Source organism: Paenibacillus tundrae (assembly GCF_030812775.1).
Taxonomy (GTDB): Bacteria; Bacillota; Bacilli; order Paenibacillales; family Paenibacillaceae; genus Paenibacillus; species Paenibacillus tundrae_A.
Genome location: NZ_JAUSTI010000006.1, coordinates 135,697 through 161,382, shown reverse-complemented (window position 1 = coordinate 161,382; position 25,686 = coordinate 135,697). Strand labels below are relative to the sequence as shown.

The window sequence follows — 25,686 nt, the reverse complement described above, 5'->3', positions numbered from 1 at the left end:
TTCTTCGCACGTAATCACCCTTGACTTTTGTTTTTGTAGACAGATGGGAGTTCCCCTGTAAGCGCTTTAAATTTATCTGTAAAATACTCTGCATCGTGATAGCCAAGCTTGGATGCAATATCCGAGATTTTCATATGGGTTCGGCGGAGCAATTTACGCGCTTCCTCAATCCGAAGCCTATGAATATATTCGCTGAAGCTGACGCCGACTTCCTGCTTAAACTGCTGACCAAGATAAGCCGAATTCACATGGATTTGCTGGGCAAGATCCTGCAGCTTTATTTTCGTGCAATAATGCTCATTCAAATATTCGATCGCTTCGGCTACAGGACTTCTCATGGTGGACTTGTTGGTTAAGGATTGCGATAAACGTTCTGCTAATTGAATGCATAGCCCTTTTAATTTTCCAGATGTCCAGCTCTCCGCTTCATGCCATGCTCTCTCCTGGAGCAACAGCATACAGTCTTTTTTTTCGCTGAACTTACGCAGCAACTCACCGTGCATATATCGGATGACACTATGAGCCTGGCTGAGAGACATTTCCGATCTCACGATCAAGCATAGTATCTTGTCGACTACAGCTTGGATTTCACTAACGTCGCCTGCCTCAATGGCCACCAACAGTTGTCTCGACAAAGAAAGCATCCCTTCATGATCATAATGCTCTGGCGTGTCTAGTCCCATGGATCTGTGGGTTGTCATTTCATTCCCAGGATCAACGGTTCCAGTGTACTTTTTCTCGTCTCTACGTTGGTTTAATGGTGGGATGAGTTCAAGCAATATCTGATGAATCTCTTCAGTGACCAGCGGTTTGAGAACATACTCGTCAACTTGGTACTGGATCGCCTGCTTGGCATAACCAAATTCAGAATACCCTGTAGCAATAACGATCTTAGCGTTATTTTTCAATTCCTCACGCATCGTTCGAATTAATCCTAGACCGTCCAGTACAGGCATTTGAATATCGGTTACCACCAGATCAGGTTCAATCGCACCGATTAAGGAAAGCGCCTCTTCGCCGTCCGTCGCCGTACCACATAATTCGTAGCCACAAGCCTGCCAGTCAATCATTGTTCTCCAGCCTTCCAGTGTATACGGCTCATCATCTGCCACAATGACTTTGTGCATGAACCCACCTTCCATTTCCATTTTTGTATCCAGTATGGCATTATGTGACCCATGCGACAATAGAAATTTTTCTACAGGAATCTTGAAAAGCCTTACCTCCACGACCTTAGATAAGGTTTGGATGAGTAAGGCCCTCCGTTATTCAGAACACCTCTAACACAGCTATTGGTATCCTCCGTTATGCGAAACTCACCGATTTAAGAAATCCCCTCGCTTGTAGGTACACTGCCTTTTGCAGCGTTTAGCAGGCGCCAGAACGATTCTTTGGGCTGTCGCTGTTGATCAAATACGAAAGGCCAGTTCTTGCGTCCACGCACAGGGAAGTTGTCTAACCACGTGTAGTGATCCGATGTTCCCCAGAACGTGACTGAAGTAATCGAAGCTTGATACTCAAGGAAGAGACGGAAGATCTCTTCATAGCGTTGTTCCTGTAGCTCCATCATCTCAGCGGTTGGTTCGATCAGATCGGTTCTTCGATCTTCATGGCGGAATACAGACAGATCCAGTTCTGTAATGTGAAGTTGCACATTCAGTGAAGCATAACGTTCGATCGCCATGCGAATATCCTCAATGGATGGACCATGAATATTCCAGTGCCCCTGCATACCAATCCCATGAATAGGTGCTCCCTTTTCCAATAAACCTTTGACCAGTTCGTAAATCTTTTCCCGCTTGACCGGATCAGTCTCATTATAATCGTTATAGAATAGCAGTGCTTGAGGATCAGCCGCATGAGCTAAACGGAACGCTTCCAGCAGATAATCTTCCCCCAGAATCTGAAGCCACTTGGTGTCACGCATCGTCAGATCTGTTTTATCTTCAATGGCTTCATTAACAACATCCCAGGCGCTGATATGACCTTTGTAACGTCCAACCACTGTATCGATATGTGACTTCAGGCGTGACAGCAATAATTCTCTTGACGCCGTGCCACCAGCTGGATCTTGAAAAACCCAATCTGACGTCTGATTATGCCATACTAACGTATGTCCACGAACGGACATTCCGTTACGAACGGCGAAATCAACGATTTCATCGCCTGCCTCAAACGCATAACGCTCCTCTTCCGGATGGATCTCTTCAAACTTCATCTGATTCTCTGCAGTGATGCTGTTATAATGACGGGCAATGAAATCACCTTCTGTGCGTATAAGGCCTGTGTGAACAGCGGCACCAATTTTGAAATTGTCTCGGAATGCATAGTGTAAAGATGGAATCTCTTGCGACATGTTTCATTCCTCCCCGGAAGGTTTTAACTTCATCATATCCGTTTATGAATGCGCTTACTATGAACAAATTAAACTTCTTACCCCCATAGATTGAACTAAACGTCTGTTCATACAAAAATACGCCTCTCCTCATTCGTCGCTACAGACGACAATGGATGTGGAAGGCGCTTAACTCATTTAACTCGCTTAATTTACTTAATTCGTTTCCTGGTGACTTACAGCTTGTCCACCTGTAATAAGGTGATTGGCTTCACGGTAACTGCTGAACTAATCTGTTCCTCGGAGAGCACATTGAGCTTGAGTAGACTCTTGAGCTTGTTGTTGTCCACCTTGGACAGTAAACGCCAGATTTCAGGATCGGGAAGAATTGCGTATAGCTTCTGCTCATCATATTCCTTCCGCTGCTGTAGCACCGTTTTTACAACATACCCACCAAGTTCTGTCTCATACACACCTTGCTCTGCGCAGTACCCCAAGATGTCATCCCGTAGGACAGAAAGACGTTGCTCGATCTCCTTTTGCTGCTGTTTCAACTCAAAATAATCCCGTACCTTCTGTTCCATCCTCATCACGCTCCCTCTATACCATACCTATGCGAGACATGAGGATTTAGGACAGGTTGTTGAGGATTCCTCTTACCGTTCAAGTTTACGTTCAATCTCCTCAAGCGATTTTTGAAGAGATTCCATTTTTCTTAAACCTACTTGTTGATTCCCGAGAATGCCAGCTAACCCTATAATTAATATAATCCCAATCCAGAACACTTTCAGATCCCCTCTCAAGCGTGCTTAGTTCTCTCACACCCTCTACTTATCTTCAGCCCAACCTTCGAACCAAGCTTTATCTGTGAACTCATTCCATTCAACTGTCACACGATTACAACGAATCACAACGTAAGCATAATCTGTGTTGTGTTTAACCGATCCAATACCCTCGAACCGATGTACATATCCATTCGGGTGAAGCTGCTCCGAATGCTGTAACACTTCAAAATCCTCTAATATCTCTAGCATGTCGACTTCTCTCGGATGAGAGTCTTCTTCCGCATCAGGGTCGTCTTGCTTAGCACTCTCAGAAGTATCATACAAGACAGACGTAATACCCTCGGCATGTTCAAACCGAAGCTTCGCTTCTCCCGTGCACATGCTTAGTCCAGTCGAATTCAGAGGATGATCTGCGAGCACATCAATATGTCCAAACGTTAAGATTAGATCCGAACCGGATACGACCACCTCTTTTATCAAACAATCATGCAGAGATATAAGTTGTAACGTATTTTCAGAGATATAAGCCGCTTGCTCCATAATAACTCCATCCTTTCTACTCGAAAATTCCCGAATTTAAAATTGAGTTATCCCTCCTCATGTGATCATGTTATGCGCAAAAACGAAAAAACCGCGTGCTTCGCGGTTACTGTTCCACACGAGATGAACTCCATCTGTTCTTAATGTATATACCAACGTGTATGAAGAAATAAATCATCAGTACATTAATAATGAACGCACCTAGCCCAATGGATACTCCTGCCATAAACCAAGGATGACCCGTTGAATGTCCCGGATGATATTGCGTAAAGAATCGAAACGGGAACCCGTATTCTGTCCGCGATATTCCTTCGTTGTATACTTTTCCAGGAAGGAGCAATACAGATAAGACCGTTAACCATGTTGATATATTAAAAATTCTATAATTGATCTTCAATTCTATATCCTCCAATCTTTACAGAATTAGCTTACAACTATTGACCTGCTCGTCATTCAGCCGTAGCTAATCACTCTAATGACTCGGATACTTTTCCTGCAAGAAACTCACCGACTGTGTAATCAACGCTTGTAATACAAGCACGTCAATGTCTGCAACTTTGTTAATGTATACACACGCTTTGCCAGTCGTATGTTTACCTAAATTGCTCAATAGTGCTTCTCGCTCCGTATCTCCTGTGGCAAAATATAAACTGATTTTGGCTTTACGGGGTGAAAAACCGACCAGCGGTGCATCACCTTCATGTCCTGATTCATATCGATAATGATAGCTGCCGAATCCAATAATACTCGGCCCCCACATTTTGGCTTCATATCCCGTTGTTTCTGTATAAATATCTAATAATTGATACGCATCCTCACGTTTCTTCGGGCTCTCCACACGTTCAATAAACTCAATGACACTGCCGTCGGTTTCTTTTGTTTTTGGTTGTACCATAACGTAATTTTCACTCCCTTCATTCCACTCATCCCCATCTACTCCTATGAATTATACACGAATTGACTACAGATTTACCGTAATTATCCTAATTTGATCCGTTGATTGTTTAAGGTGAACTTCAATTTCGTTCCATCCTTATCAGCTTCCAGTGTGTCTTGTTGGTACATTCCGAGTGTATATCGCTCCAATGTCTTTTTCCAAAATTGCTGGGCCCTAACATTGATTTCCGTTGCATTCGTCTGCACCTCCCACGTGCCTCGGTGTTGGTTCAACACCTGAATAGCCGCATGTTCAGCAATTCCCTTCCCACGGTATGGTCGCAAAATAAAAAATTCATTCATATAGAAGTCGCTGCCATGAGGTGTGTAGGGTGGTGTCGCCACCAACGCAAATCCTGCTGGGATACCCTCTACTCTTATTAAATATGGATACAGTACGCCTGGCTTCGACCACCAGATATCAAAAACCTTATTTTGCTCTGCCAATGTCCTCGTCTCATCTTCTTCAAAAATTCCATAGGCGTTAGGTTTGAATCCCCAGATTTCAGACAGATCGTGCAAGTACATGGGATACAGATTGTTAATGATGAATTTCGTTTGTTCATTGGTTAATTCAATAGTAATATTCATTGATGTTCCATCCTCTCGATATGAGTTGTATATTAAGCATGCGATAGTTCAGTATCAGTATAAGGACACTTAGAACGCTAAAAATAGATACTACTTGGTTAGGAGTCATTCTTTACATACGTAAAAATCCACATTAGACGTTGCTCTAACATGGATTTTCATGATTTACGATTTATTTTTGCGAGAATATACAATCTTTTTGATACTGTCCGAAGATAACGCGTATTGATCGACCAGCTGATCTACCGTAGAACCTTCAGCAAACTTCTCACGTATTTCGCGATTTCTTAGGTTCAGCATAACCCGGGTGCCCGATTGTTCTCCCCATTTTGAATAGGTATCCTTGCGTTTCGGGATATAGATCACCCCACCATGCACATAACGTTGGATCTCTCGTAATAACTCTTCTGGTAATAATGAATCAGCATTTGTATATTTCATCTGGCTCGCTCCTTAAAAAGATTGATATTTAAGGTAGCAAAGTCAATCGATGAACTCTTTTTTCGTGCAGAAAATGAAGGCGGATCTAACGTTTAGGCTCTATGCAAACAACCGCCGTTGTTCATACGTACTGACTTTGCATAGAGCAGATCGATAAACCTGTTATGACAAACTTCATGGTATCTCCCCTTTCTCGAACACTACTAGATACGAAATCCGCTTCTACAGGTACTTCTTAAATGCCTTACTTGCTTCGCCATCATAACCCAACTTTTCATAAAATTGATGTGCGTCTTGCCGCAATGCATTGCTCGTAAAGAACACTTTAACGCAATTTTTCTCCTTGCAGACTTCTTCCAGGTGCTCCATTAATCTCGAACCATATCCTCTGCCCTGCATTTCCTGCGTCACGATCACTCGTTCAACTACACCAAAGGGTCTCGTTCCACTCAGTGCATCCAAACAAATATGTAAATGCGCCGCCCCCACAAGACTTCCATCCACCTCATATACAAACAGATAGCTGTTCGGGTTAATTCGAATCTCTTCCAATCGTTCAGGCAACACATGAATATCAGAATGATTCGGTAACAATTCTTGATATAGTCGTTCAACTGCAATAGCATCCTTACCCTCAGCTTCTCGAATCATGTACATCACCTCTGCTCGTTATATGCATTTCGTGCTTGGACTAAGACCTTTACACCTACATCAATGAAGAAAAATAGCACCGCAGCAATAATCCCATATAAGGTCATGAACAAGACTTCTCTAACCTCTATCACTTTACCGATATTCAGCGCGAAAAGGTATACATAAGTACCTAGGAAACCAACCATCGCATAAGCGATCACATGTATCCCTATGAAGTACACTTTGTTTTTCTTGAGTACCGGGGCTAACCACTTGTCTAATAGAATAGAGCTTGGGATACCGATTAGCAAGATAGGCGGTGTACCAAATAACAGAACTACGATCATATAGACTCTGAAGCCTTCCATATCACTTACTGAAGGAATACTCACAATAAAGGCAAAACTAAGCGAGGTTAAGAGAGCTACAATGAGTTTCCTAGCCAGATGTATCCGCCTTCTGCTTTGACCTTCTTGATCGACATAGATCATCCTACGTATAGACCGTGTTCTTTTCATAAGTTGTTTCTCCTCTGAACCAGCATATGTTCGGTCATATCAACTTCGATGATTCTTTCCAAACCATACGAGATGAGACAGTTCCTCACCAGATAGGAAGCCCACTTTAGTATACAAATGCTCGGCGGGATTGCCCTGGGTAACGAACAGGCGAATGACAGGATACAGAGGTGCTAAGGTCGTTATTGCATGTTGTAACAAGTATCTTCCAAGTCCCTCTGATCGATAGGCTGGTGTCACAGCGATATCATAAATTAGAGGTAACTCTTCCCACAAGGTTACAAGACAGAATCCAATCATACGCTCTGTATCTTGCTCAACCAAAATAGAAGAAGCAGCGCGCAGTTCATCCTGCTCATAATGATCAAAATAATATGCGAGGTTATTCTGACAATGATCCATCGACTGCTCTTCTACGCCGCCACGATAAGCCTCGATCATCATTTCAGCTAGTTTGGGCATATGGCCTCTTTCAGGTCGAATACGCTTTAGCTTCGATGTCAGAGGATTTTCCAATGGCTCAGTAGGCCTGATCATACATTTCCGCGTGCTCAGCCTGTTGAATTCAGCATGTTCAAATAACGAAATATGTTCAGGCATAACATTATAGGCATGTAACTGATCAGGTTTGCTTTTCTTGAGAATCATATGATTTTTTAGAAACTCAACAATTTCCTTCGTTAACGTATGCGGTGGAACCATAAATAAGGAACCTAACTCATCATCAACCAAAGAAATTCCCGCGATTCGCTGCTCTGCTCTGTAGATCCAGTAACAATCCGTTGCTTCAAGCATCATAGAATGAATGTCCGACCAACTCGGTCTGAACCAGACATTTTTGCGATACGTGGCGAAGTAAGCTGCATATGTAGATGGATCTGCTTGGATTAAACAATACGGTGTATTGGCTCGCATGCTGCACCTCTCTTGTTAAATCTATCATTTTGTCTTCACGAAGATTCCAGCTGCCTTTCATTGAAATATTTCATATACTTCCATCATAACCCAGATAGTCTTTTGTGGACATATAATATATGGAACAAAAAAACCACGGTTTCCCGTGGCTGATGTATACTCCATCTCCGTACAAAACATTGAATAGTCTAGTTTATATTGATCCACTCACCAATTGCCCTTCATACCATACGGTCTGCCGTTTGGCTCTTCGAGCAACCGCCTCGGCGGAACAACTCGCGTGAACCAGCATAAAGCTAGCTGTATCGCCTACCTTCGGCCAAACCTGATTCCCTTGAGCGTCGATTGGAGTTATGCCACCCGTGACGAATCCTAGCGATTGAGCCAAGGAAAGCTCATCTGAATATCCGTACAATTCTGCGTAACGTCCCGCTTTCTCCAATTGATCCCCATTCCCAAAAGGTGACCAGTGATCCGTCAAACTATCGGTTCCCAGCTTGACCTTCACCCCATGGCGGTGAAGCATCGGAAGAGGCATCATCATTCTGCCAATTGGCACAGTAGATGCCACACGCATACCAAGGGATGCCATCTGAATGGCCATCTCTTCCGCCTCCTGCGCGTCCGCATGAGCGAACCAGAACGCATGACTCACCGTGACTTTTCCATGAAGCCCTGCCTGTTCAGTTAGCTTAACTAATTGTTGCAACGTTTGCTTCCCAGCTTCATCACGTTCATGCAGATGGATATCAATACCCGCCTGATAACGGACAGCCAGTTCGACCATCGCATGCAACGATCTCTCGACATCTCCGTCCACAGTAGCTGGATCTAGTCCACCTACATGCGTTGCACCTTCAGCCATAGCCTGATCCATCAAGGCTGTAGAACCAGAGCGAAGAAGTCCATGCTGTGGAAAAGCGACAATTTCGGAAGAAAGTTTGCCCGAGAATGCATCCAATGCCTGTTTGGTTGCTTCTAACCGTTTCAGTCCACTCACTGGCTCAATGTTACAGTGACTCCTTACATGCGTAGAGCCTAAGCGCTGAATAAGCTGTAAAATATGCTCTGCCTGACCTCTAGCTTCAGGCAATAATTTCGGGAGCAACTGCCGCTCCTCCTCAATCCGTTCGAAGATGCTGCCTATGCGCTTAACCGCCTGCCACGGCTCTCCGTAATATGTTTTGTCCAGATGAATATGGGCCTCTTCGAACGAAGGAAGCAACAACAGACCGTGACAATCGTATTTGGGTAGTGCACTCTGAAGCGCTGTTTCAATACCTATGATCTCTGCAATAAGTCCGTTCTCAATGCGAAGGTGACATAAGCTTGTCCGTGTTCCGGTCACTTCTTGTCCATCCATCACATAACTCTGCTCCAAATTTACGTTTGTTAACCAATAAGTCTGATTCAACATATGACCCTTCACTCCCACCGTTTTGATCTATACCTAGCCTTGATTGAAGCAGCTAAAGGTATTATGAAATTGATTCATTTATCGTAGCATAATGGGTAACGCAGCAAAAATATGTATAACGTTGGCATACCATACGTTTAGCGTTTGGAGTAACTCTTACTAGACAGAAATACAGGCATGAATCATGCCTGTATTTCTGTTTGTTCATCCTATTTCCTAGAATCTAAATCTCGCATGCCCACCGTCAGATACGCCCTCGATCTGTTCAATATCCAGCAGTCTGCGTTTCATGTCTAGCCCGCCACGAAATCCTGTCAACTTACGGTTTGCACCAATAATGCGATGGCATGGCAATAGAATTGGAATGGGGTTAGCTCCATTCGCTGCACCGACTGCACGTACTGCCGATGGTCTTCCAATTGCAGACGCAACATCGCCATAGGTTCGAGTCTCACCGTAAGGAACTCGTCCAAGCTCTGTCCATACTTGCTGCTGGAATGCTGTTCCAATCAGATCCAATGGAATGTCCGCTTTAAATGCTACCTTTTCTCCGGCAAAGTACGATGTTAGCCACTCGGTAATACCTGTATGGTTAATCGTCTGTTCATCCTCTATTAATTCAACCCCAGGAGCTACACGAGCAATCCAACCTCCCCAGTCCTGCAATGTTTCATTAGGCATAATAATACGACTTACACCCTTCTCTGTTGCAAGTACAATCCAGGGCAGTCCATCTAGTTCCAACGGGGTCCACATGATCTTTTGCCTCATATCCATCATCCTTCCGTGTCATGTTCCAATTGTACGCTTAATAGGATCAAACTGATCGCTTCAGCTTGCGCTTCATCCCACGAATAATTTGTTTTGTATGCAGATCAATGCGAGTCGATTCGGTTATTTTCTGGAGCGCTTTGTTGTACGTAAAATCATCAAGCGTATTGTCCTTAAGATAACGCATCGTTATATCGGGCAATTTAATATAAGCAATCGAAATCGCCCATGCGACAGCCATTTTCACATAATATCCTTCGTGTTTAATCTGGTCCAATGAAGCCAACACCTGATGGATATAAGGCTCTTCCAGATAATAGTTTAAGTACATCACAACGCCGAAGCGAATGTCATACTCTAGTTCGGATGCCAGATAAGGCTGCACAAAATGCCATACCCGTTCTTGTTCTTTTTTCGTTAATTTTAATCCACCACAGAAGCTATCGCATACTGACCAGTTATTGATTTTGGGGACAAACCAAGCAATATGCCGCAGCCATTCTTCTGGATCTGTGCGGATATATCCAATAACCAGCGCCTGCAACATGACTTCTTCAAAGTAATCATCGTCTGCGTTCTCCAGATAGGCACGCCAATCCGTTGCAACAATCTGTTTTGCCATCTTACGCAGTTCAGGCATGCGAACACCCAATAAGTTCGTAATGTTAGGTATAAGCGCTGCCGTAAACTTTTGATACTCTGGCTCAGCCAGGCTGAGTAACTGTGTTATGATATCTGCTTCCACTAGTACATGTCCCCCTCATTTGTTGCTGTATACCAAGTATAGCCTTGCAGCGCATGTTTGTAAGCCCATATTGTATGGTTGAGCAAGATTTCTATATCCTAATACATCCCGATGCGTTCAAGCTTCTCTTCACCTGTTCCATACGATACATTCCCCTTTTTCTTTAACCCTTGTTTAACTGGCAACCCATTTCGTTTAAAAATATGAAGTTGACCATTCAGAAAGGAGTGTCGATATGAACGAATCTCATACCAAGAAAGATTTCTCCGTGGAGGAGATCACCGAACAACTTGTCCAACATGTGCAGTCCCAAAATCTACCTGAATTCTTTAAATTGGTGAAGGAGCTGCATCCTTATGATCTTTCACTTATATATAAGAAGTTCCCCGAAGAAGAGAGAAATCGGTTTCTGTTGCTGTTCAAACCTGATGCGCTAGCCGATGTAGCGGAGAACCTGAAGCTACATGAACAGATTCAACTATTCGAACGACTTGGGCCAGAACGAACGCTTGAAGTCATGCAACAGATGGACAAAAGCGACCTGATTCGGTTCATGCACGATATTCCAGCCAAACGTAGGGAAGAATTGCTGTCTGATATGAATCTCGATCACTCTGCCATCATCCGGTCTGTGCTTAATTATCCGCCAGAGACAGCTGGACGGATCATGACAGATCGCTATCGTACCCTGCTCGCGCATGAGACAGCCAAGGAAGCACTAAGACAATCGCAAGGTACGATGCATATCTCCGCCTCCAGCTACCTCTATGTAACCGATAATGAGGGTAAACTCGTGGGTGTTGTAAGTTATCGCTCCCTTGCTTTGGCAGACGATAAGACCAAGGTTGAAGAGCTGATGACCAGGCGTGTTATCCACGCTACAGTAGATATGGATCAGGAGGAAGCCGCGCAGCTGCTGCAGCGTTACGAGTTCATGGCACTCCCGGTTGTGGATGAGAATCATAGGCTGTGCGGGATCATTCAGATGGATGATGTCATCGATATTATTATGCATGAAGCGAGTGAAGATTTAGCTAAGATGGGGGGCGGTGGTAAAGATATTGATTTTGATACGAAGCCACTGGTTGCGGTCAAACGCAGACTTCCCTGGTTAATCTTGTTATTACTGATCGGATTAATATCCGGTAGTATTGTAGACTTTTTTGAAGATACGTTAAACCAAGTCGTTGCGCTTGCCTTCTTCATGCCCATGATCGCCGGGATGACAGGGAATACAGGTACACAGTCTCTGGCTGTCGTTGTCCGCGGACTAATCGGACGTAAGCTGGACAAGTCAACCGTGCTGGCATTGATTGGTCGGGAGATTAAGGTTGGCACGATGATTGGTCTCGTCTGCGGAATTCTGATTACTGTCATTGCTTATTTCTGGCAAGGAGACTGGCTGCTTGGTGCGATTATCGGGGTATCTCTATTCTTCACACTCGTGATTGGTACACTGACCGGAACGTGTATCCCACTTCTACTCAGCCGCTTCAAGGTAGACCCCGCTGTTGCCTCAGGACCACTAATTACAACGTTAAATGATATTCTGTCGCTCTTTATCTATTTCGGCATTGCCACACGTTTCCTAGGCGCACTGATGTAAATACCAGCAGGAATTCAACGGTAAAAACACAATATATAAACGAACAAACAGACCTGGATCTGTGATCTAGGTCTGTTTGTTTATATTGAATATTACATAAAATGAGTTCTGAATTTTAATGAAATGAAGCGTAATATCAGCTGAATTCAGACATATAACACACGATTAGATTGAGCATCGGTTTATACCCCCGACGTCATCCATAACCCTTTTACACTTAGGCAGCTCTTTTGTTTTTGTTATAGATATCGAATGCAACGGCGAGCAGCAACACCAGACCTTTGATCCCCTGTTGCCAGTCAATACCGAGACCAATCAAGGACATCCCGTTATTGAGCACACCCATAACCAGACCCCCGATAATAGCGCCGAAGACAGTCCCGATCCCACCAGAAGCTGAGGCTCCACCGATGAAGCAAGCAGCAATCGCATCCAGTTCAAAGTTGGTACCCGCCCTTGGTGTAGCTGCATTCAGACGTGCAGCGAAGATTAGTCCAGATACTGCCGCGAGTGTACCCATGTTCACAAATACCCAGAAAGTTACTTTTTTCGTTTTCACGCCAGACAGACCCGCTGCCTTCTCATTACCTCCAAGAGCATATACGTGACGGCCCATCACCGTACGGTTCATGACGAACGAGTAGACAACGATTAGGACGAACAGCAGCACCAATATATTCGGAATACCTGCATAACTCGCTAGCACAAAGGTGAACAAATTCGTTACCACTGCTACCACAATCAACTTAAGCAGGAAGAGTCCCTGAGATACAACTTGAAAGCCGTATTTGCGCTGTGAACGACGTTCACGTAGCTCATTGAAGATGTACCACAAGGTGAGCAAAATCCCCACAATAATGGACACCAATCCAAGTCCAGAGAATTGAATATCGGGCAAAAAGCCTGAGCTTATTTTCTGGAATCCACCTGGAAAAGGTGAAATCGATTGACCCTCGAGCACAATCATCGTCAACCCGCGGAACAACAACATGCCCGCGAGTGTTACAATAAAGGCGGGTATTCGTACATATGCGATCCAGAAGCCCTGCCACGCACCGATTAAGGCTCCTACCAGCAAAGACGCGATCACCGCAAGCCATGCCGGAAGCTGCCAATCAACCATCATAATGGCTGCAACTGCACCAACAAAAGCTGCAATGGAACCGACCGATAGATCAATATGACCGGTAATGATGACCAGCACCATCCCGATCGCCAGTACTAGAATGTAGCTATTTTGCAAAATTAGATTGGTTATATTGATGGGCTTAAGTAACAACCCGTTGGTCAGTACCTCAAACAAAAGCATAATGACGACTAAGGCAATGATCATACCATATTGGCGAATGTTACCTTTAAACAGTTTCGTTATTGATTCCATGCTTCCCGCCTCCAGACTTGGTCATATATCTCATCAACGTTTCCTGCGATGCTTGTTCACGGCTAACTTCTCCGGTCATTCTCCCAGCATTCATCACATAGATCCGGTCACAGAGGCCAAGAACCTCCGGCAGTTCGGATGAAATAACCAGTACCCCTTTACCCTCAGCGGCAAGACGATGAATGATGGTATAGATTTCAAACTTGGCTCCAACGTCGATGCCGCGGGTGGGTTCATCCAAAATGAGAATATCGGGTCCGGCAAAAATCCACTTACTCAGCACCACCTTCTGTTGATTGCCTCCACTAAGGTTACCGGTCTTCTGCAAAATATTAGGTGCTTTGATGTTCATACTCTTCTTCATCTCTTCCGCTACGAGCACTTCTTCGTGCTCATTCACAACCGCATTTTTCGTCAGTTTATTGAGACCTGTCAGCGAGATATTGCGCTTAATATCGTCCATCAAAATAAGTCCATATTCCTTGCGATCCTCGGTCACATAAGCAAACCCATTTTGAATAGCCTCGGTAACACTATTGTTTTGGATGGGCTTGCCATCCTTCATGAGTTGTCCTGATATATTGCGACCATACGATTTGCCGAATATACTCATGGCAAGTTCGGTACGTCCAGCGCCCATTAGCCCCGCAATACCCACAATCTCACCACGTCTAATATTCATGTTGATCTGATCCAGTACTTTTCGTTCAGCATGTTGCTCGTGGTACACGGTCCAATCCTTCACTTCCAGAACGATGTCGCCAATGGTCGCATGACGCTCAGGATAACGGCTCGTGAGATCCCGTCCAACCATTCCACTAATGATCCGGTCTTCTGTAACCTGATCTTTTCTCATATCCAGCGTCTCAATGGTCTTGCCATCCCGCAATATGGTTACGGCATCCGAAACTTTGGAGACCTCATTCAGCTTGTGAGAGATGAGAATGCAGGCGATGCCTTGCTTCTTGAATTCCAGCATCAATTGCAGCAGGTTTTCACTATCGTCCTCGTTCAACGCGGCAGTGGGCTCATCCAGAATAAGCAGGCGGACCTTTTTGGAGAGTGCTTTTGCAATCTCGACCAACTGTTGTTTCCCCACCCCGATGCTGGATACCAGCGTATTCGGATCTTCACTTAAACCTACTTTGCTTAACAGTTCACGCGTACCTACAAACGTTTCCTTCCAATTAATAATCCCTTTGCTTGCCCGCTCGTTGCCCAAATATATATTCTCAGCTATGGAAAGGTAGGGGATCAGAGCTAACTCCTGATGAATAATGACGATCCCCAGATCTTCACTCTGCTTGATGTCTTTAAACTCACACGGTTTGCCTTGAAATAAAATATCACCTTCATACGAACCGTATGGGTATACACCGCTAAGCACCTTCATGAGTGTCGATTTGCCTGCACCATTTTCGCCGCATATCGAATGAATCTCACCCTCACGGATTTGCAGATTGACATTTTCCAGCGCTTTGACGCCAGGGAATGTTTTGGTAATATTCTTCATTTCCAGAATAATTCCGGCCATGGGATATTCTCCTTTCGTTCCTTATTTCAAGCCGATTTCTTCCTTCGTGTAATAGTTACTGCCAACAATATCCTGCTCTACATTGGTTCGGTCTACAGAGATCGGATCAAGAAGATATGCTGGTACTATCTTAATTCCGTTGTTATATGATTCCGTATCATTCACTTCCGCCTGTTTACCTTGCAAAATGCTATTCGCCATTTCCACCGTTTGCTCCGCCAGTTTCCGTGTATCCTTGAATACCGTCTGTGTCTGTTCACCGGCAACAATGGATTTGATTGAAGCAAGCTCGGCATCCTGTCCTGTTATGACAGGTAATGGCTTGTTTGCTGTTCCGTAACCAATCCCTTTCAAGGACGAGATAATCCCGATACTAATGCCATCATATGGAGAAAGGACTGCATCGAGGTTGTCTCCAGAGTAATAGGCACTGAGAAGATTATCCATGCGTGACTGTGCAAGTGCACCGTCCCAGCGTAAGGTGGCGATCTGTGCCATCGTCATCTGTTTACTACGAACAACCAGCTTGCCGGAATCCATGTAAGGCTTCAGTACAGACATTGCACCGTCGAAGAAAAAGTAGGCGTTATTGTCGTCTGGCGATCCGCCAAACAGTTCAATGTTATAAGGTCCCTTTCCTTCCTTAAGCCCAAGCTTCTGCTCGATATAGGAAGCCTGGAGCACACCCACCTTAAAGTTATCAAACGTGGCATAATACGTCAGATACGGGGTATTTCTAATGAGCCTGTCATACGATATGACCTGTATCCCTTCATCATGCGCCTTCTTGATTACATCGGTTAAGGTGTTACCGTCCACGGATGCGATGACCATCACATCCACACCTTTTGTAATCATGTTCTCAATCTGTGAAATCTGATTTTCGACCACATCCTCAGCATACTGAAGATCTGTTTTATAACCTTGCTCTTGAAACAGTCGTACCATGTTTTCTCCGTCCCCGACCCATCGTTCGGATGATTTGGTGGGCATCGAGATACCGACATATCCTTTTTCCTTGCTGCCCTGGTCACTTTCAGCTAGATTACAAGCCGAGAGCATCAAGGTCATCACCAGAAGCCAGATCCATATCGCTCCTTTTTTCATATGAAGTTCCCCTTTCCTCAGGTCATACGATTGTTCACAATAGCTGAGATAACGCTTACAACGAATGAAATGTAGTATGTGCCTTGTCACTTCCTGTTCGAGAATTATCGTAGCATTTCAGCAACAGGCAGGTCTTTGCAGGTTTTCAACCTTTTTTATAAAAATTTAACTTTTGATGGAAGTGCAAAAGAAACCATCGTTACATTGTTGAAACCTAGCAATCAATCTACAAGGAAAAACAAAAAAGACATGTTCTACTTCACTTCACAGAAGTAGATCACATCTTTATGATAGTCATCCTTATGGTGTTCATTTTTCAACTTTCATAATTACTGTGTAATCGAAGAACGATTGCCCGTTCCTCCATCTTTGCGATACTGAGCTGGCGAGATACCCATCGCCTTCTTAAATGCAGTACTGAAATAGTGCTGCGTATCATAACCTACACGCTCCGCGATCATATGAATGGGTAGCATTGTGGAATCAAGCAATTGCACAGCCTTGCGAATGCGAGCTTGCGTGACGAGCGTAACGAAGGAGTTGTCCAGCTCTTTCTTAAGCACTCGGCTAAGATATACAGCGGACACTTGCAGTCTAGTGGCGAGCGATTCTAACGTTAGATCCCGTTCTGCATATTCTTCCTGAATGAGTTGTCTCGCCCTGCGAACCAGCGGAGACAACCGGACTTCCCCATAAACCCGCTCACGGCAAAGACGATACGTGCCCGGAGTCTCCTCCAGTGTGCCTGTATGAAACTCAACATGGGCATGAATGGCAATATTTAGACAGGAACTGATCTGCTGTTCTAGAAGCGCAGCGATTTCCTCCGGAGCCTCTTGCCACAAACATATGCCGATTAAACCGCCGGCATCCCGAAATAAGACATGTGGGCGGTCTTCCAGCAGTTCACTAATAATATTCTCCACAGCATAAAGGAACAGTTGACGATCATTCTCTCTCATAACGGTCTTTCGCGCTTCAGCGGCAGGCCAACGCACTGCTCCAATCTGTACAGGTGGCGTGGAAGGTAGACGCAGAAAGGTAAGCTGCTCCATCAAATCTCTCTCTCTAATCTGCCCTTCAAGCCATTCCAGACAGAAGCGCTGTCGTAACAGCGGAATGTTGCGCTCAATCTGATCGGCAGCCTGTCTTACGTAGGCTGTCCGCTGGTATTCTTCATCCAACCGCTGACGCAGGCGCCCAAGTGCAGCGTACAATTGCTCTGCTTCAACGGGCTTCAGAATATAATCCTCCACCCCCAGACGAACAGCCTCTTGCGCATACGCAAATTCATCATGTCCCGAAATGATCAAATAACGACATCTTGGACACTTTTGCTGAAGAGCCCGAATCAGTCCGATTCCGTTCAGAAATGGCATATTCATATCGACTAGCACGACATCAACATCCAAGTCGACCACACGTTCCAGTGCTTCCTCACCATCCTCGGCTTCACCAACGACCTCCATGCCGAGAGTGGCCCAGTCAATTGCATCCCGAATGCCCTCCCGAATGATTGGCTCATCATCCGCAATCAGCACACGGTATTTTTTGGTTATCGTTGTTGGATCCATAGGCTCCTTCATTCGGTCTCCTGCCTCTCTTCGTTATTAAGTCGCTGCGCTGGTGAGAGTGATGGCAGCTCTCGCATCAGCGGATGAACAATAGTTACACAAGTTCCCTCGCCTTCCCGGCTTGTTAGTTCAATTCCGTACTCATCACCGAAGGACAGTCGTAACCGGGCTTGTACGTTCAACATCCCATAGCTTTTACCGGTCATGCTCGGAGAAGCTGACTCCAAGCTCTCTAGGGGAACATCAAGTAATTCCACCATTTCTGCAAGTCGTTCCGCGGACATTCCCGCTCCATCATCTTCCACCATAAGAAGTAATTTGCCACGCTCTACCCTGGCCTCCACACGGACCAGACCTGGCCCACGTCGTCCTTTGATTCCATGATAGATTGCGTTCTCCACCAATGGTTGAAGCAACAACTTCAACATGTACAGGTTCTGCAGTTCCTCAGGAACATTCAATGTATACTGCAGTCGATCACGATATCGTGTCTGCTGAATCTGTAGGTAACTGCTAATATGCTCAAGCTCGGAACGCAGCGGAATGTAGTCCTGACCTTTACTAAGCCCAATTCGAAATAGTCGAGACAGCGCACCCACCATGCCCGATACATCATCTGCACCCTCTTTGCGAGCCATCCAGTGAATCGTATCCAGTGTATTGTATAAAAAATGGGGTTTAATATGCTCCTGCAAGCTGCGCATCTCCGCTTCCCGCTTCTGTCGCTCCCGTAGTTCATTCAGCGATATGAGCTGCCGAATCTGTATGAGCATTCGATTGAAGCTGTTCCCCAGCATGCCAATCTCATCAGCACGATCGCTCCAGCGACCTGCTCTAAGATCGCCAGTCTCTGCTCTACGCATATAAGACATTAAACGAAAAATAGGCTGAGCAATAGAACGTGAGAACCACAAAGAGGCACTTAAACCAAACAAACACACTACAAATACAAAACTGACTACATAAAACTGTATCTGGCGTACCTCCGTAATGGACTCCCTTGTTGGAAATACACCTACGGTTCTCCACCCGGTAAAGGTGGAGGATTGGTACATGAATAATAACGTGCCACCATCTGTCTCGGCGGTAAACGTTCCGCTGTCCTCGGAGGGAAACCAATCCGCAGGGATATCTTCAATCAGGGGATGCTGAGGCTTATACACGCTCTGTCCCTCTGCATCCGTTACCATGACGTACCCGGATTTACCCAAGGTTACGTTGCGTGCAGCCTGCGAGACAGATCTCAGCTTGAGATCAATCATGATGACTCCTCGAACACGTCCTGATTCTTCATCCGTAATGGAGCGTGCAACCGATACAATCTCATCATCCTTGTAGCGAACATGCGTCGTAATATTACGCTCTTTAGGCTGACCCAGTACAGTAAAAATGCCTGGATGAGCTGAAGCTTCGCGGTACCATGCCTCCTCGGTCAGCCCCTGCTCCGTACGGGGATACATCTCATTACTAATATAGTCCCCGCTACCATTGACGAGTACAATGCCAGCGATTTCCGGGTACAGCGTTGTGAATCCCTGTAAGGTTTGTTTGATGTCATACAGTTGCTGCTGCTCTAATTGGACATTCTGAGCACTCTCTGCGTTGCTTATCGAATCCAAATCCTCATCCACATCTGAAGGCGTATTTCCGTGCATAAATGCATCGATATCCGGGTCAAATGCAATCAAGTAGGTCATATTCTGCAAATTTTCCATTTTGGTGTTCAGCCCTTCATTCACTTTGCCAATAAGCTGCATCGTATGCCCCTCAACTTGTCTCTCTACCACCCGCTCTACCGTCCAGTTCACGAGCAATCCGAGTCCAACGGAAGGTACAATAGCAAATAACAAAAACAGCAGCATCAACTGGTAGCGAAGCGGCATGTTACGCAGCCATAAACGCTTTATACCGTTTCGGAGCGAAGAGCGCCACGTTTGCCGATTCCAAGCATTATTTTCCTCAACATGCTCCTTGTTATTTGGCATAATAATCATCCACATTCGAGCGTGTCACCACAGAAATCCCCGTGTCTACCATTACCGGTAACGGCGCATTTTCACCAGAAGAGGATGGTGCAGGTACCGTTAACTGATGATGCAGATGGAACAAATACTGTAGCGACCAATACCCCATGTTCCAGGTTCCCTGCGCAATCGTGGCTGATATCGTACCATTCTTGATCATGTCGAGTGTTACTTTGTTTGTGTCAAAAGAGATGATTTGCAGTGTATGACCTTGTCCTGCATTTTGCACAGCCTCGCCGACCCCTGCGCCACCTGTTGCCTCGGTTACAAAAATACCTGCCAATTGCGGATGAGCCTTCATCATCCTTAATGTCTCTTCTCTAGATATCACCGCGTCTCCGTGGCCATCCGCAATTTCAACGACCTTCATGGACGGGTATCGTTCCTGAATCGTATCTCGGAAACCCTTCGTCCGCTCTTCATGATTTTGTTGTCCGGGTAGGGTCAGCACGGCAACCTCTCCCTCACGCCCCAACAACTCAGCCATTTTATCCGCTGCCGTTACACCAGACTTGTAGTTATCCGTCCCAAGGAAGGAATAAGCCTGGCTATCGGGAGCATCTGCATCGAACAGGATGACGGGAATGTCCGCTTCGATCGCCTTATTAATCGCCGGGATCAACGATTGCGGGTCAATGGCAGATATAGCAATACCTGCGGGTTTACGCGCGATCGCCTGCTCAATTACAGTTGTCTGCTCTTTCGCGTCATATCGGGTAGCTCCGCGGTACTCAACAGTCACACCAAGCGTATCCGCTGCGTCCTCGAATCCTTTGAGCGGACTCTTCCAATACTCTAGCCCGGATTGGAACGTTATCATGATGTATGTCTCACCAATATCACCACGCAGTCCCCGGTTCTCCCAAGAACTGTTCGCCTGGCTAGTGTGTTCAAATCTCAGAACATACAATGCAAATGCTGCAATAAGCAAAATGTATACCAACAGCATTTTCTTCATTCCGTTCACTTCCCTTAAATGGTCTGATCACCTTACACTTCGTTCTAAATTGTAAACGCAATCATTCAAAAAGAAAACCATTCTTCACTTTTGGAAATAAACTGCTGTTGCTCACGTCGATGATTCTGCTGCAATAATATACTATAAGCTTGAAGCCTCTCTGCCATATGATCATAGAACCATATTACTTCTAGAGGGGACTTCAGATGAATATTACATCCTTTTTGATCTACTGCATTATCGTTACCTTCACACCTGGCCCTAGCAATATTGTTATTCTGTCTTCAACGCAGAAGATAGGCGCACGCAAAACGATGCAATATGTGTGGGGTGCCACACTGGCGTTCGGTCTGCTGCTTGCCGCTTCCGCCTTTCTTAATCATCTGCTCGCAGGCGTTCTGCCCAGCATGATAAAAATGATGCAGATCGTAGGCAGTCTGTACATGCTATACCTGGCTTACCAGGTATACAAAATGGGCTCCACTGCGGATGCACCGAAACAAGTTACTGGTTTCCTGAACGGGTTCATCATGCAATTTCTGAATCCCAAAGTCATTCTGTTTACGTTCACCGTCATGCCTAGTTATGTATTGCCCTATTACAATAGTTCTCTATCTTCGTTTATGTTCGTTATGCTCATTACACTCATTGGATTTTTGGCCTACTCCAGTTGGGTCGTGTTCGGGTCCATCTTCAGAACGTTTCTTAATCATCATCAAAAAGCAACAAGTATGCTCATGACCCTATTTTTGTTATACTCAGCCATTATGGTATCGGGAATCATCTCGTGATCGGAGGTTAGCTTGGTGGAATTGTTCAATTACAGAAAATCAGAGGATGTGCTGGCTCTCTCCGCCAGCTTTACAGATTTCACGTACAAAAAGCATTGTCACGAGGAATATGCCGTAGGCGTGACTCTTCGAGGCATTCAACAATATAATCTGGATGGTCATTATCAAGCTTCTCACAAAAATGGTGTCATGTTATTTAATCGAGAGCAGACGCATGATGGTAGCTCCTATGACCGTGAAGGAATCGATTATGTCATGTTATATTTCAAACCAGATCTGATGGCCGAGGTGCTGGGAAAGAAGGAGTTACACTTCTCAACACCCATCGTTTATGACCCTGGACTTGCGCGAGCAATCCTCAGGGTGAACGATGCTGTTCAGCATGGCCGAGATGAAGCTTTATGCAGCGAGCTACTGCTCAATCTAGCAAACCTATTAGCTAGAGAAAACGAAGTAATCGTACCGCATAGAGCTACCAGCAGCCTTGTCCGTACAGCAAAAGAAATGATGTTCTACAGTATCGACGATGTGCTTAAATTGGACGATCTTTGCACCCAACTCGGCATGTCCAAATACCAATTCATTCGTGAGTTCAAAGCACAAGCTGGCATATCACCGTACCAGTTTTTCCTGAATTGCAAAGTAGAGCGCGCACGTCAATCTTTAGAGAACGATAAGGACATCTATGCTGCTGTAGCTCAGTGCGGGTTCGTGGATCTCACACATCTTAATCGTCATTTCAAACGTTTCTTCGGCATTACCGCCTATGAATATATGAAACAACTGAATTAGTGAAGCCGTTACTTCTGTCGTCTACGGACATATATTGTCGCTATAACAATAACAAGAAACAACCCTATACTACCTAGAACGAGTGGGAATAAATAATTAGCAGTTGAATTCGTTGAACCCGAATCATCTTCAGTGACCCACTCTCCTGCTCCTAGTAATTTTACATCTTCATCTGCTTGGGAAATGAGTTTATTACCACTGCACAGAGTCGTTTTCAGTGTATGGTCTTTTTCATCAGAGGAAGCAAACACCAGATAGGTTTCGCCTTTGGTAAATTGAAATCCACATGATGCGGAACCTTGATCCAGACTATGAATCGTAAGCTTCTGCTCATTCACTCCTTTCCATGCTTTTATTGCTTCAAAAGTATATTTGCGATATTCGCCAAATCCGAACTGGCTTCGGGCGCCTTTTTCAGTAACCTTCCCCTCAAATACCGCCGAGTAGGTATCTAGCTTTTCTAGTGCATTACTGTCGACACAGCTACAAGCATAGGCTTTCTCTCCCGGGTAAACGGTAAATCCTAACGTAACGAGGACAATGAGAATGGTTAGAAAGAATATTCGTTTCATAACTTTCCTCCATTTCCTTTTTTTCATTATTATACCATATGGTCGAGAATCTACTATTTATGTATCAGTAGAGTACGGTAGAGTAGCGTAACTATAGACCAAGAAACCCGCCCATCCCTATTACAGGAAAAGCGGGTTTCATTTTGTTATCTTATCGTCAGCCAATGAAGTGAATTACAGTTGTTCACCATTGGATTCAATGACTTTTTTGTACCAGTAGAAGCTCTTCTTCGGTGTTCTGCTCAGATCACCATTACCATCATTGTCTTTGTTGACATGGATAAAGCCATACCGTTTTTTCATTTCCCCTGTGGAGGCACTAACAAGGTCGATACATCCCCACATCGTATAAGCAATAAGGTCTACGCCATCTGCAACAGCTTCTTTCATCTGCTCAATGTGACCTTTCAGATAGTCAATCCGGTAGTCATCGTTAATGGAGCCATCTTCCTCTACCACGTCAACCGCGCCCAGACCATTCTCTACTACCATCAGTGGAACCTGATAACGGTCATACAGGTGGTTCAGCGTGTAACGCAGTCCTTTCGGATCGATCTGCCAGCCCCAGTCGGAAGCTTCCAGATACGGATTTTTAATACCGCCTAGTAGGTTTCCTTCAGCTCTTTCCAGCGTCTCATCTGCACTTTCAACCAAAGACATGTAATAACTGAAGGAGTAGAAATCTACGCAACCTTCGCGCAGTGTCTGTGCATCATCTGGATGCATCTCAATTTGGATACCTTGCTCCGCAAAGAAACGTTTAGCAAATCCAGGGTATGCGCCGCGAACCTGCACATCCCCACAGATCATGTTCGAAATCTGATCTTTCTTCTGTGCAAGCAACATATCGTCTGGGTTACAAGTATTCGGATATGTCGTCATGAAGGCGATCATACAGCCAATTTGGAAATCAGGATTGATCTCATGAGCAAGCTTAACCGCTTTCGCACTCGCAACGAACTGGTGATGCAATGCTTGGAAACGAGTCTGTGGCTCATCAACTCCATCCGTCAGCGTCTCTTTGCCTTCAAATCGAATACCACCCGCCATATACGCACCAAGCGGCATTGTCAGACAGTTGATCTCATTAAACGTCAACCAATATTTAACCTGATCCTTGTAGCGGTTGAAGAGGGTTGTACAATATCGAATATAGTGGTCAATCACATCACGGGATGCCCAGCCATTATACTTCTCCGTTAAGCCAAATGGCGTCTCATAGTGAGAAATGGTTACGAGTGGTTCAATATTATACTTTTTCAGCTCAGCAAAGACGTTATCGTAGAACTTTAATCCTTCTTCGTTCGGTTCCAGATCATAACCGTTAGGATAGATTCTTGACCAGTTGATTGACATACGGAACATTTTGAAGCCCATCTCAGCCATCATTGCAATATCCTCTTTGTAATGACCGTAAAAGTCAACTGCTTCATGGCTCGGATAGTATGTTCCTTCTTCCAATACAGGCGTAATCCGACGCGGAATGGTATGCGTACCTCCTGTCATCATATCAGAAGTGCTTGGCCCTTTGCCGCCCTTATTCCATCCACCTTCGAATTGATTGGCAGCCGTTGCGCCACCCCAGAAAAATCCATCTTTCATTTTCATATCTTCGTTCCTCCTCTGATCATCTCTGTTCGCTTAGCAACACCATATACCTAGTCTAACATCCATACCCTGACACCTTCTGTCATGGTATAATTACAACATGGAAAATAACCGATTATTTAGAATGTTACTGTTGTTATTGGAGAAAAAGAAATCGACTGCGCCTGAACTGGCACGGCTGTTTGAAATATCGGTACGCACCGTATACCGTGACATCGATCGATTAAGTGCGGCAGGCATTCCCGTGTATACCACAACGGGTAAACATGGCGGCGTACATCTCATGGATAATTACGTCATGGATAAGTCGCTTCTATCTGAAGATGATCAGAATGAGATTTTATTAGGTCTTTATAGCGTGAGTGCCATCCCGCATCTTAATAGTGCGCATATGTTGAAACGGCTAACCGCCATGTTTGACCATGAGCTAGACTGGATTGAATTTGATTTTTCCCCTTGGGGTAGCATTCCCATGCAAGAGAGAGAACTATTTAACCAGGTGAAGCTTGCCATCCTAAGTAAGCAGCTCATGACATTTCATTATGTCGATTCAGACGGCGAGTCTAGTATAGAGACGATCGAACCGATCAAATTAATTTTCAAAAACAATACCTGGTATTTCAAAGGCTACGACCGCAATCGACCTCACCACCCCGAAGCCCAGACCTATAAAATGAAACGAATATCTGAACTCAAGCTGCAATCCACGCTTATGGACGAGAACACAACAAGTGGGGGCTCTGACACGAAGGATCACACAGCCAGTACACCTATATCATTAAAGCTACAATTCTCAAGTGCAATTGCATATCGGGCATATGATTACTTTGACCCCTCCCGGATTGAGAAACTACCTGATGGACGATTGCTTGCATCCTTGGAGATTCACGAGGGCGAACGCTTATATTCTTTCCTTATGTCATTTGGAGCTGAACTCACAATTCTGGAGCCGGCTCATATCCGGCAGGAACTGCTCCATCGCCATCGGATGGCTGTATCACATTTACAGGAACAATGCAGCGATCAATCCAGTCTAGATCAGGAATGAATGGTATACTGTAAGAGATTGGGTTGGAAACATTGTAGTTGATTATGTTGTGGTATCTCATCCG

Annotated in this window: 25 protein-coding genes; 4 read left to right on the top strand and 21 right to left on the bottom strand. The window is 44.9% G+C overall.

Annotated elements, in window-relative coordinates; genetic code table 11:
- Positions 1 to 14 precede the first annotated feature (14 nt).
- From J2T19_RS12745 to J2T19_RS12685, 13 genes are all read right to left on the bottom strand, one after another.
- On the bottom strand, positions 15 to 1,127 hold the full coding sequence (locus tag J2T19_RS12745) for a helix-turn-helix domain-containing protein (protein WP_307216201.1): 1,113 nt from the start codon (positions 1,125 to 1,127) through the stop codon (positions 15 to 17).
- 197 nt (positions 1,128 to 1,324) lie between these two features.
- Positions 1,325 to 2,356, bottom strand: a complete 1,032-nt coding sequence (locus J2T19_RS12740; RefSeq protein WP_307216199.1) for an endo-1,4-beta-xylanase — start codon at positions 2,354 to 2,356, stop codon at positions 1,325 to 1,327.
- 215 nt (positions 2,357 to 2,571) lie between these two features.
- Entirely contained in the window at positions 2,572 to 2,925 is a 354-nt protein-coding gene (locus J2T19_RS12735) for a hypothetical protein (protein WP_307216197.1), read from the bottom strand.
- 237 nt (positions 2,926 to 3,162) lie between these two features.
- Positions 3,163 to 3,660 carry a hypothetical protein gene (locus J2T19_RS12730; RefSeq protein ID WP_307216195.1) on the bottom strand — a complete coding sequence of 166 codons (498 nt, stop codon included), beginning with the start codon at positions 3,658 to 3,660 and terminating at the stop codon, positions 3,163 to 3,165.
- 472 nt (positions 3,661 to 4,132) lie between these two features.
- Positions 4,133 to 4,555 carry a DUF1801 domain-containing protein gene (locus J2T19_RS12725; RefSeq protein WP_307216193.1) on the bottom strand — a complete coding sequence of 141 codons (423 nt, stop codon included), beginning with the start codon at positions 4,553 to 4,555 and terminating at the stop codon, positions 4,133 to 4,135.
- A gap of 83 nt (positions 4,556 to 4,638) precedes the next feature.
- Complete coding sequence (locus J2T19_RS12720; protein WP_307216191.1) at positions 4,639 to 5,187, bottom strand: GNAT family N-acetyltransferase; 549 nt, start codon at positions 5,185 to 5,187, stop codon at positions 4,639 to 4,641.
- 165 nt (positions 5,188 to 5,352) lie between these two features.
- Positions 5,353 to 5,628 carry a CD3324 family protein gene (locus tag J2T19_RS12715; RefSeq protein WP_307216190.1) on the bottom strand — a complete coding sequence of 92 codons (276 nt, stop codon included), beginning with the start codon at positions 5,626 to 5,628 and terminating at the stop codon, positions 5,353 to 5,355.
- Positions 5,629 to 5,850: 222 nt separating this feature from the next.
- Entirely contained in the window at positions 5,851 to 6,279 is a 429-nt protein-coding gene (locus J2T19_RS12710) for a GNAT family N-acetyltransferase (protein ID WP_307216188.1), read from the bottom strand.
- 5 nt (positions 6,280 to 6,284) lie between these two features.
- Positions 6,285 to 6,779, bottom strand: coding sequence for a hypothetical protein (locus J2T19_RS12705; protein ID WP_307216186.1), 495 nt, complete (start codon positions 6,777 to 6,779; stop codon positions 6,285 to 6,287).
- A 39-nt stretch (positions 6,780 to 6,818) separates the two neighbouring features.
- Positions 6,819 to 7,694, bottom strand: coding sequence for a GNAT family N-acetyltransferase (locus tag J2T19_RS12700; RefSeq protein ID WP_307216184.1), 876 nt, complete (start codon positions 7,692 to 7,694; stop codon positions 6,819 to 6,821).
- A 193-nt stretch (positions 7,695 to 7,887) separates the two neighbouring features.
- On the bottom strand, positions 7,888 to 9,111 hold the full coding sequence (locus J2T19_RS12695; RefSeq protein ID WP_307216182.1) for an amidohydrolase: 1,224 nt from the start codon (positions 9,109 to 9,111) through the stop codon (positions 7,888 to 7,890).
- Positions 9,112 to 9,327: 216 nt separating this feature from the next.
- Positions 9,328 to 9,867, bottom strand: coding sequence for a methylated-DNA--[protein]-cysteine S-methyltransferase (locus J2T19_RS12690; protein ID WP_307216180.1), 540 nt, complete (start codon positions 9,865 to 9,867; stop codon positions 9,328 to 9,330).
- A 61-nt stretch (positions 9,868 to 9,928) separates the two neighbouring features.
- Positions 9,929 to 10,627, bottom strand: coding sequence for a DNA alkylation repair protein (locus tag J2T19_RS12685; protein ID WP_307216177.1), 699 nt, complete (start codon positions 10,625 to 10,627; stop codon positions 9,929 to 9,931).
- Positions 10,628 to 10,862: 235 nt separating this feature from the next.
- On the opposite strand from J2T19_RS12685, the gene mgtE reads away from it, so the two are divergent.
- A complete protein-coding gene (gene mgtE, locus J2T19_RS12680; protein WP_307216175.1) occupies positions 10,863 to 12,233 on the top strand; it encodes a magnesium transporter in 1,371 nt (456 codons plus the stop codon).
- A 217-nt stretch (positions 12,234 to 12,450) separates the two neighbouring features.
- On the opposite strand, the gene mmsB is transcribed toward mgtE, so the two are convergent.
- The 6 genes from mmsB to J2T19_RS12650 all read right to left on the bottom strand — a co-directional run bounded on the left by mmsB (position 12,451) and on the right by J2T19_RS12650 (position 20,811).
- On the bottom strand, positions 12,451 to 13,614 hold the full coding sequence (gene mmsB, locus J2T19_RS12675) for a multiple monosaccharide ABC transporter permease (protein WP_307216173.1): 1,164 nt from the start codon (positions 13,612 to 13,614) through the stop codon (positions 12,451 to 12,453).
- Positions 13,589 to 15,148 (bottom strand): multiple monosaccharide ABC transporter ATP-binding protein, encoded by a 1,560-nt coding sequence (gene mmsA, locus J2T19_RS12670; RefSeq protein ID WP_307216170.1) that lies wholly within the window; start codon positions 15,146 to 15,148, stop codon positions 13,589 to 13,591. The genes mmsB and mmsA overlap by 26 nt, the downstream gene beginning before the upstream one ends.
- A 21-nt stretch (positions 15,149 to 15,169) precedes the next feature.
- Entirely contained in the window at positions 15,170 to 16,255 is a 1,086-nt protein-coding gene (chvE, locus tag J2T19_RS12665) for a multiple monosaccharide ABC transporter substrate-binding protein (protein WP_307216169.1), read from the bottom strand.
- A 329-nt stretch (positions 16,256 to 16,584) separates the two neighbouring features.
- Complete coding sequence (locus J2T19_RS12660; RefSeq protein WP_307216167.1) at positions 16,585 to 17,841, bottom strand: response regulator; 1,257 nt, start codon at positions 17,839 to 17,841, stop codon at positions 16,585 to 16,587.
- A complete protein-coding gene (locus J2T19_RS12655; protein WP_370874874.1) occupies positions 17,838 to 19,823 on the bottom strand; it encodes a cache domain-containing sensor histidine kinase in 1,986 nt (661 codons plus the stop codon). The genes J2T19_RS12660 and J2T19_RS12655 overlap by 4 nt, the downstream gene beginning before the upstream one ends.
- The gene (locus J2T19_RS12650; protein ID WP_307216165.1) at positions 19,804 to 20,811 is read right to left on the bottom strand and encodes a substrate-binding domain-containing protein; all 1,008 of its coding nucleotides are present in this window, start codon (positions 20,809 to 20,811) and stop codon (positions 19,804 to 19,806) included. Before J2T19_RS12650 ends, J2T19_RS12655 begins: the two co-directional genes overlap by 20 nt.
- A gap of 206 nt (positions 20,812 to 21,017) precedes the next feature.
- Here J2T19_RS12650 and J2T19_RS12645 point away from each other — a divergent pair, with 206 nt between their 5' ends.
- Together J2T19_RS12645 and J2T19_RS12640 are read left to right on the top strand one after the other, a co-directional pair.
- Entirely contained in the window at positions 21,018 to 21,602 is a 585-nt protein-coding gene (locus J2T19_RS12645; RefSeq protein WP_307216163.1) for a LysE family translocator, read from the top strand.
- A 15-nt stretch (positions 21,603 to 21,617) separates the two neighbouring features.
- Positions 21,618 to 22,394 (top strand): AraC family transcriptional regulator, encoded by a 777-nt coding sequence (locus tag J2T19_RS12640; RefSeq protein WP_307216161.1) that lies wholly within the window; start codon positions 21,618 to 21,620, stop codon positions 22,392 to 22,394.
- Between the two features lie 8 nt (positions 22,395 to 22,402).
- Here J2T19_RS12640 and J2T19_RS12635 read toward each other — a convergent pair whose 3' ends face one another.
- Both J2T19_RS12635 and J2T19_RS12630 read right to left on the bottom strand, forming a co-directional pair.
- Positions 22,403 to 22,966: a hypothetical protein gene (locus tag J2T19_RS12635; RefSeq protein ID WP_307216159.1), complete on the bottom strand. Its 564-nt coding sequence runs from the start codon at positions 22,964 to 22,966 to the stop codon at positions 22,403 to 22,405.
- Positions 22,967 to 23,140: 174 nt separating this feature from the next.
- On the bottom strand, positions 23,141 to 24,574 hold the full coding sequence (locus J2T19_RS12630; protein ID WP_307216157.1) for a glycoside hydrolase family 1 protein: 1,434 nt from the start codon (positions 24,572 to 24,574) through the stop codon (positions 23,141 to 23,143).
- Positions 24,575 to 24,698: 124 nt separating this feature from the next.
- Between J2T19_RS12630 and J2T19_RS12625 the strand changes: the two genes are divergently transcribed.
- A complete protein-coding gene (locus tag J2T19_RS12625; protein ID WP_307216156.1) occupies positions 24,699 to 25,622 on the top strand; it encodes a helix-turn-helix transcriptional regulator in 924 nt (307 codons plus the stop codon).
- The last annotated feature ends 64 nt before the right edge of the window (positions 25,623 to 25,686 follow it).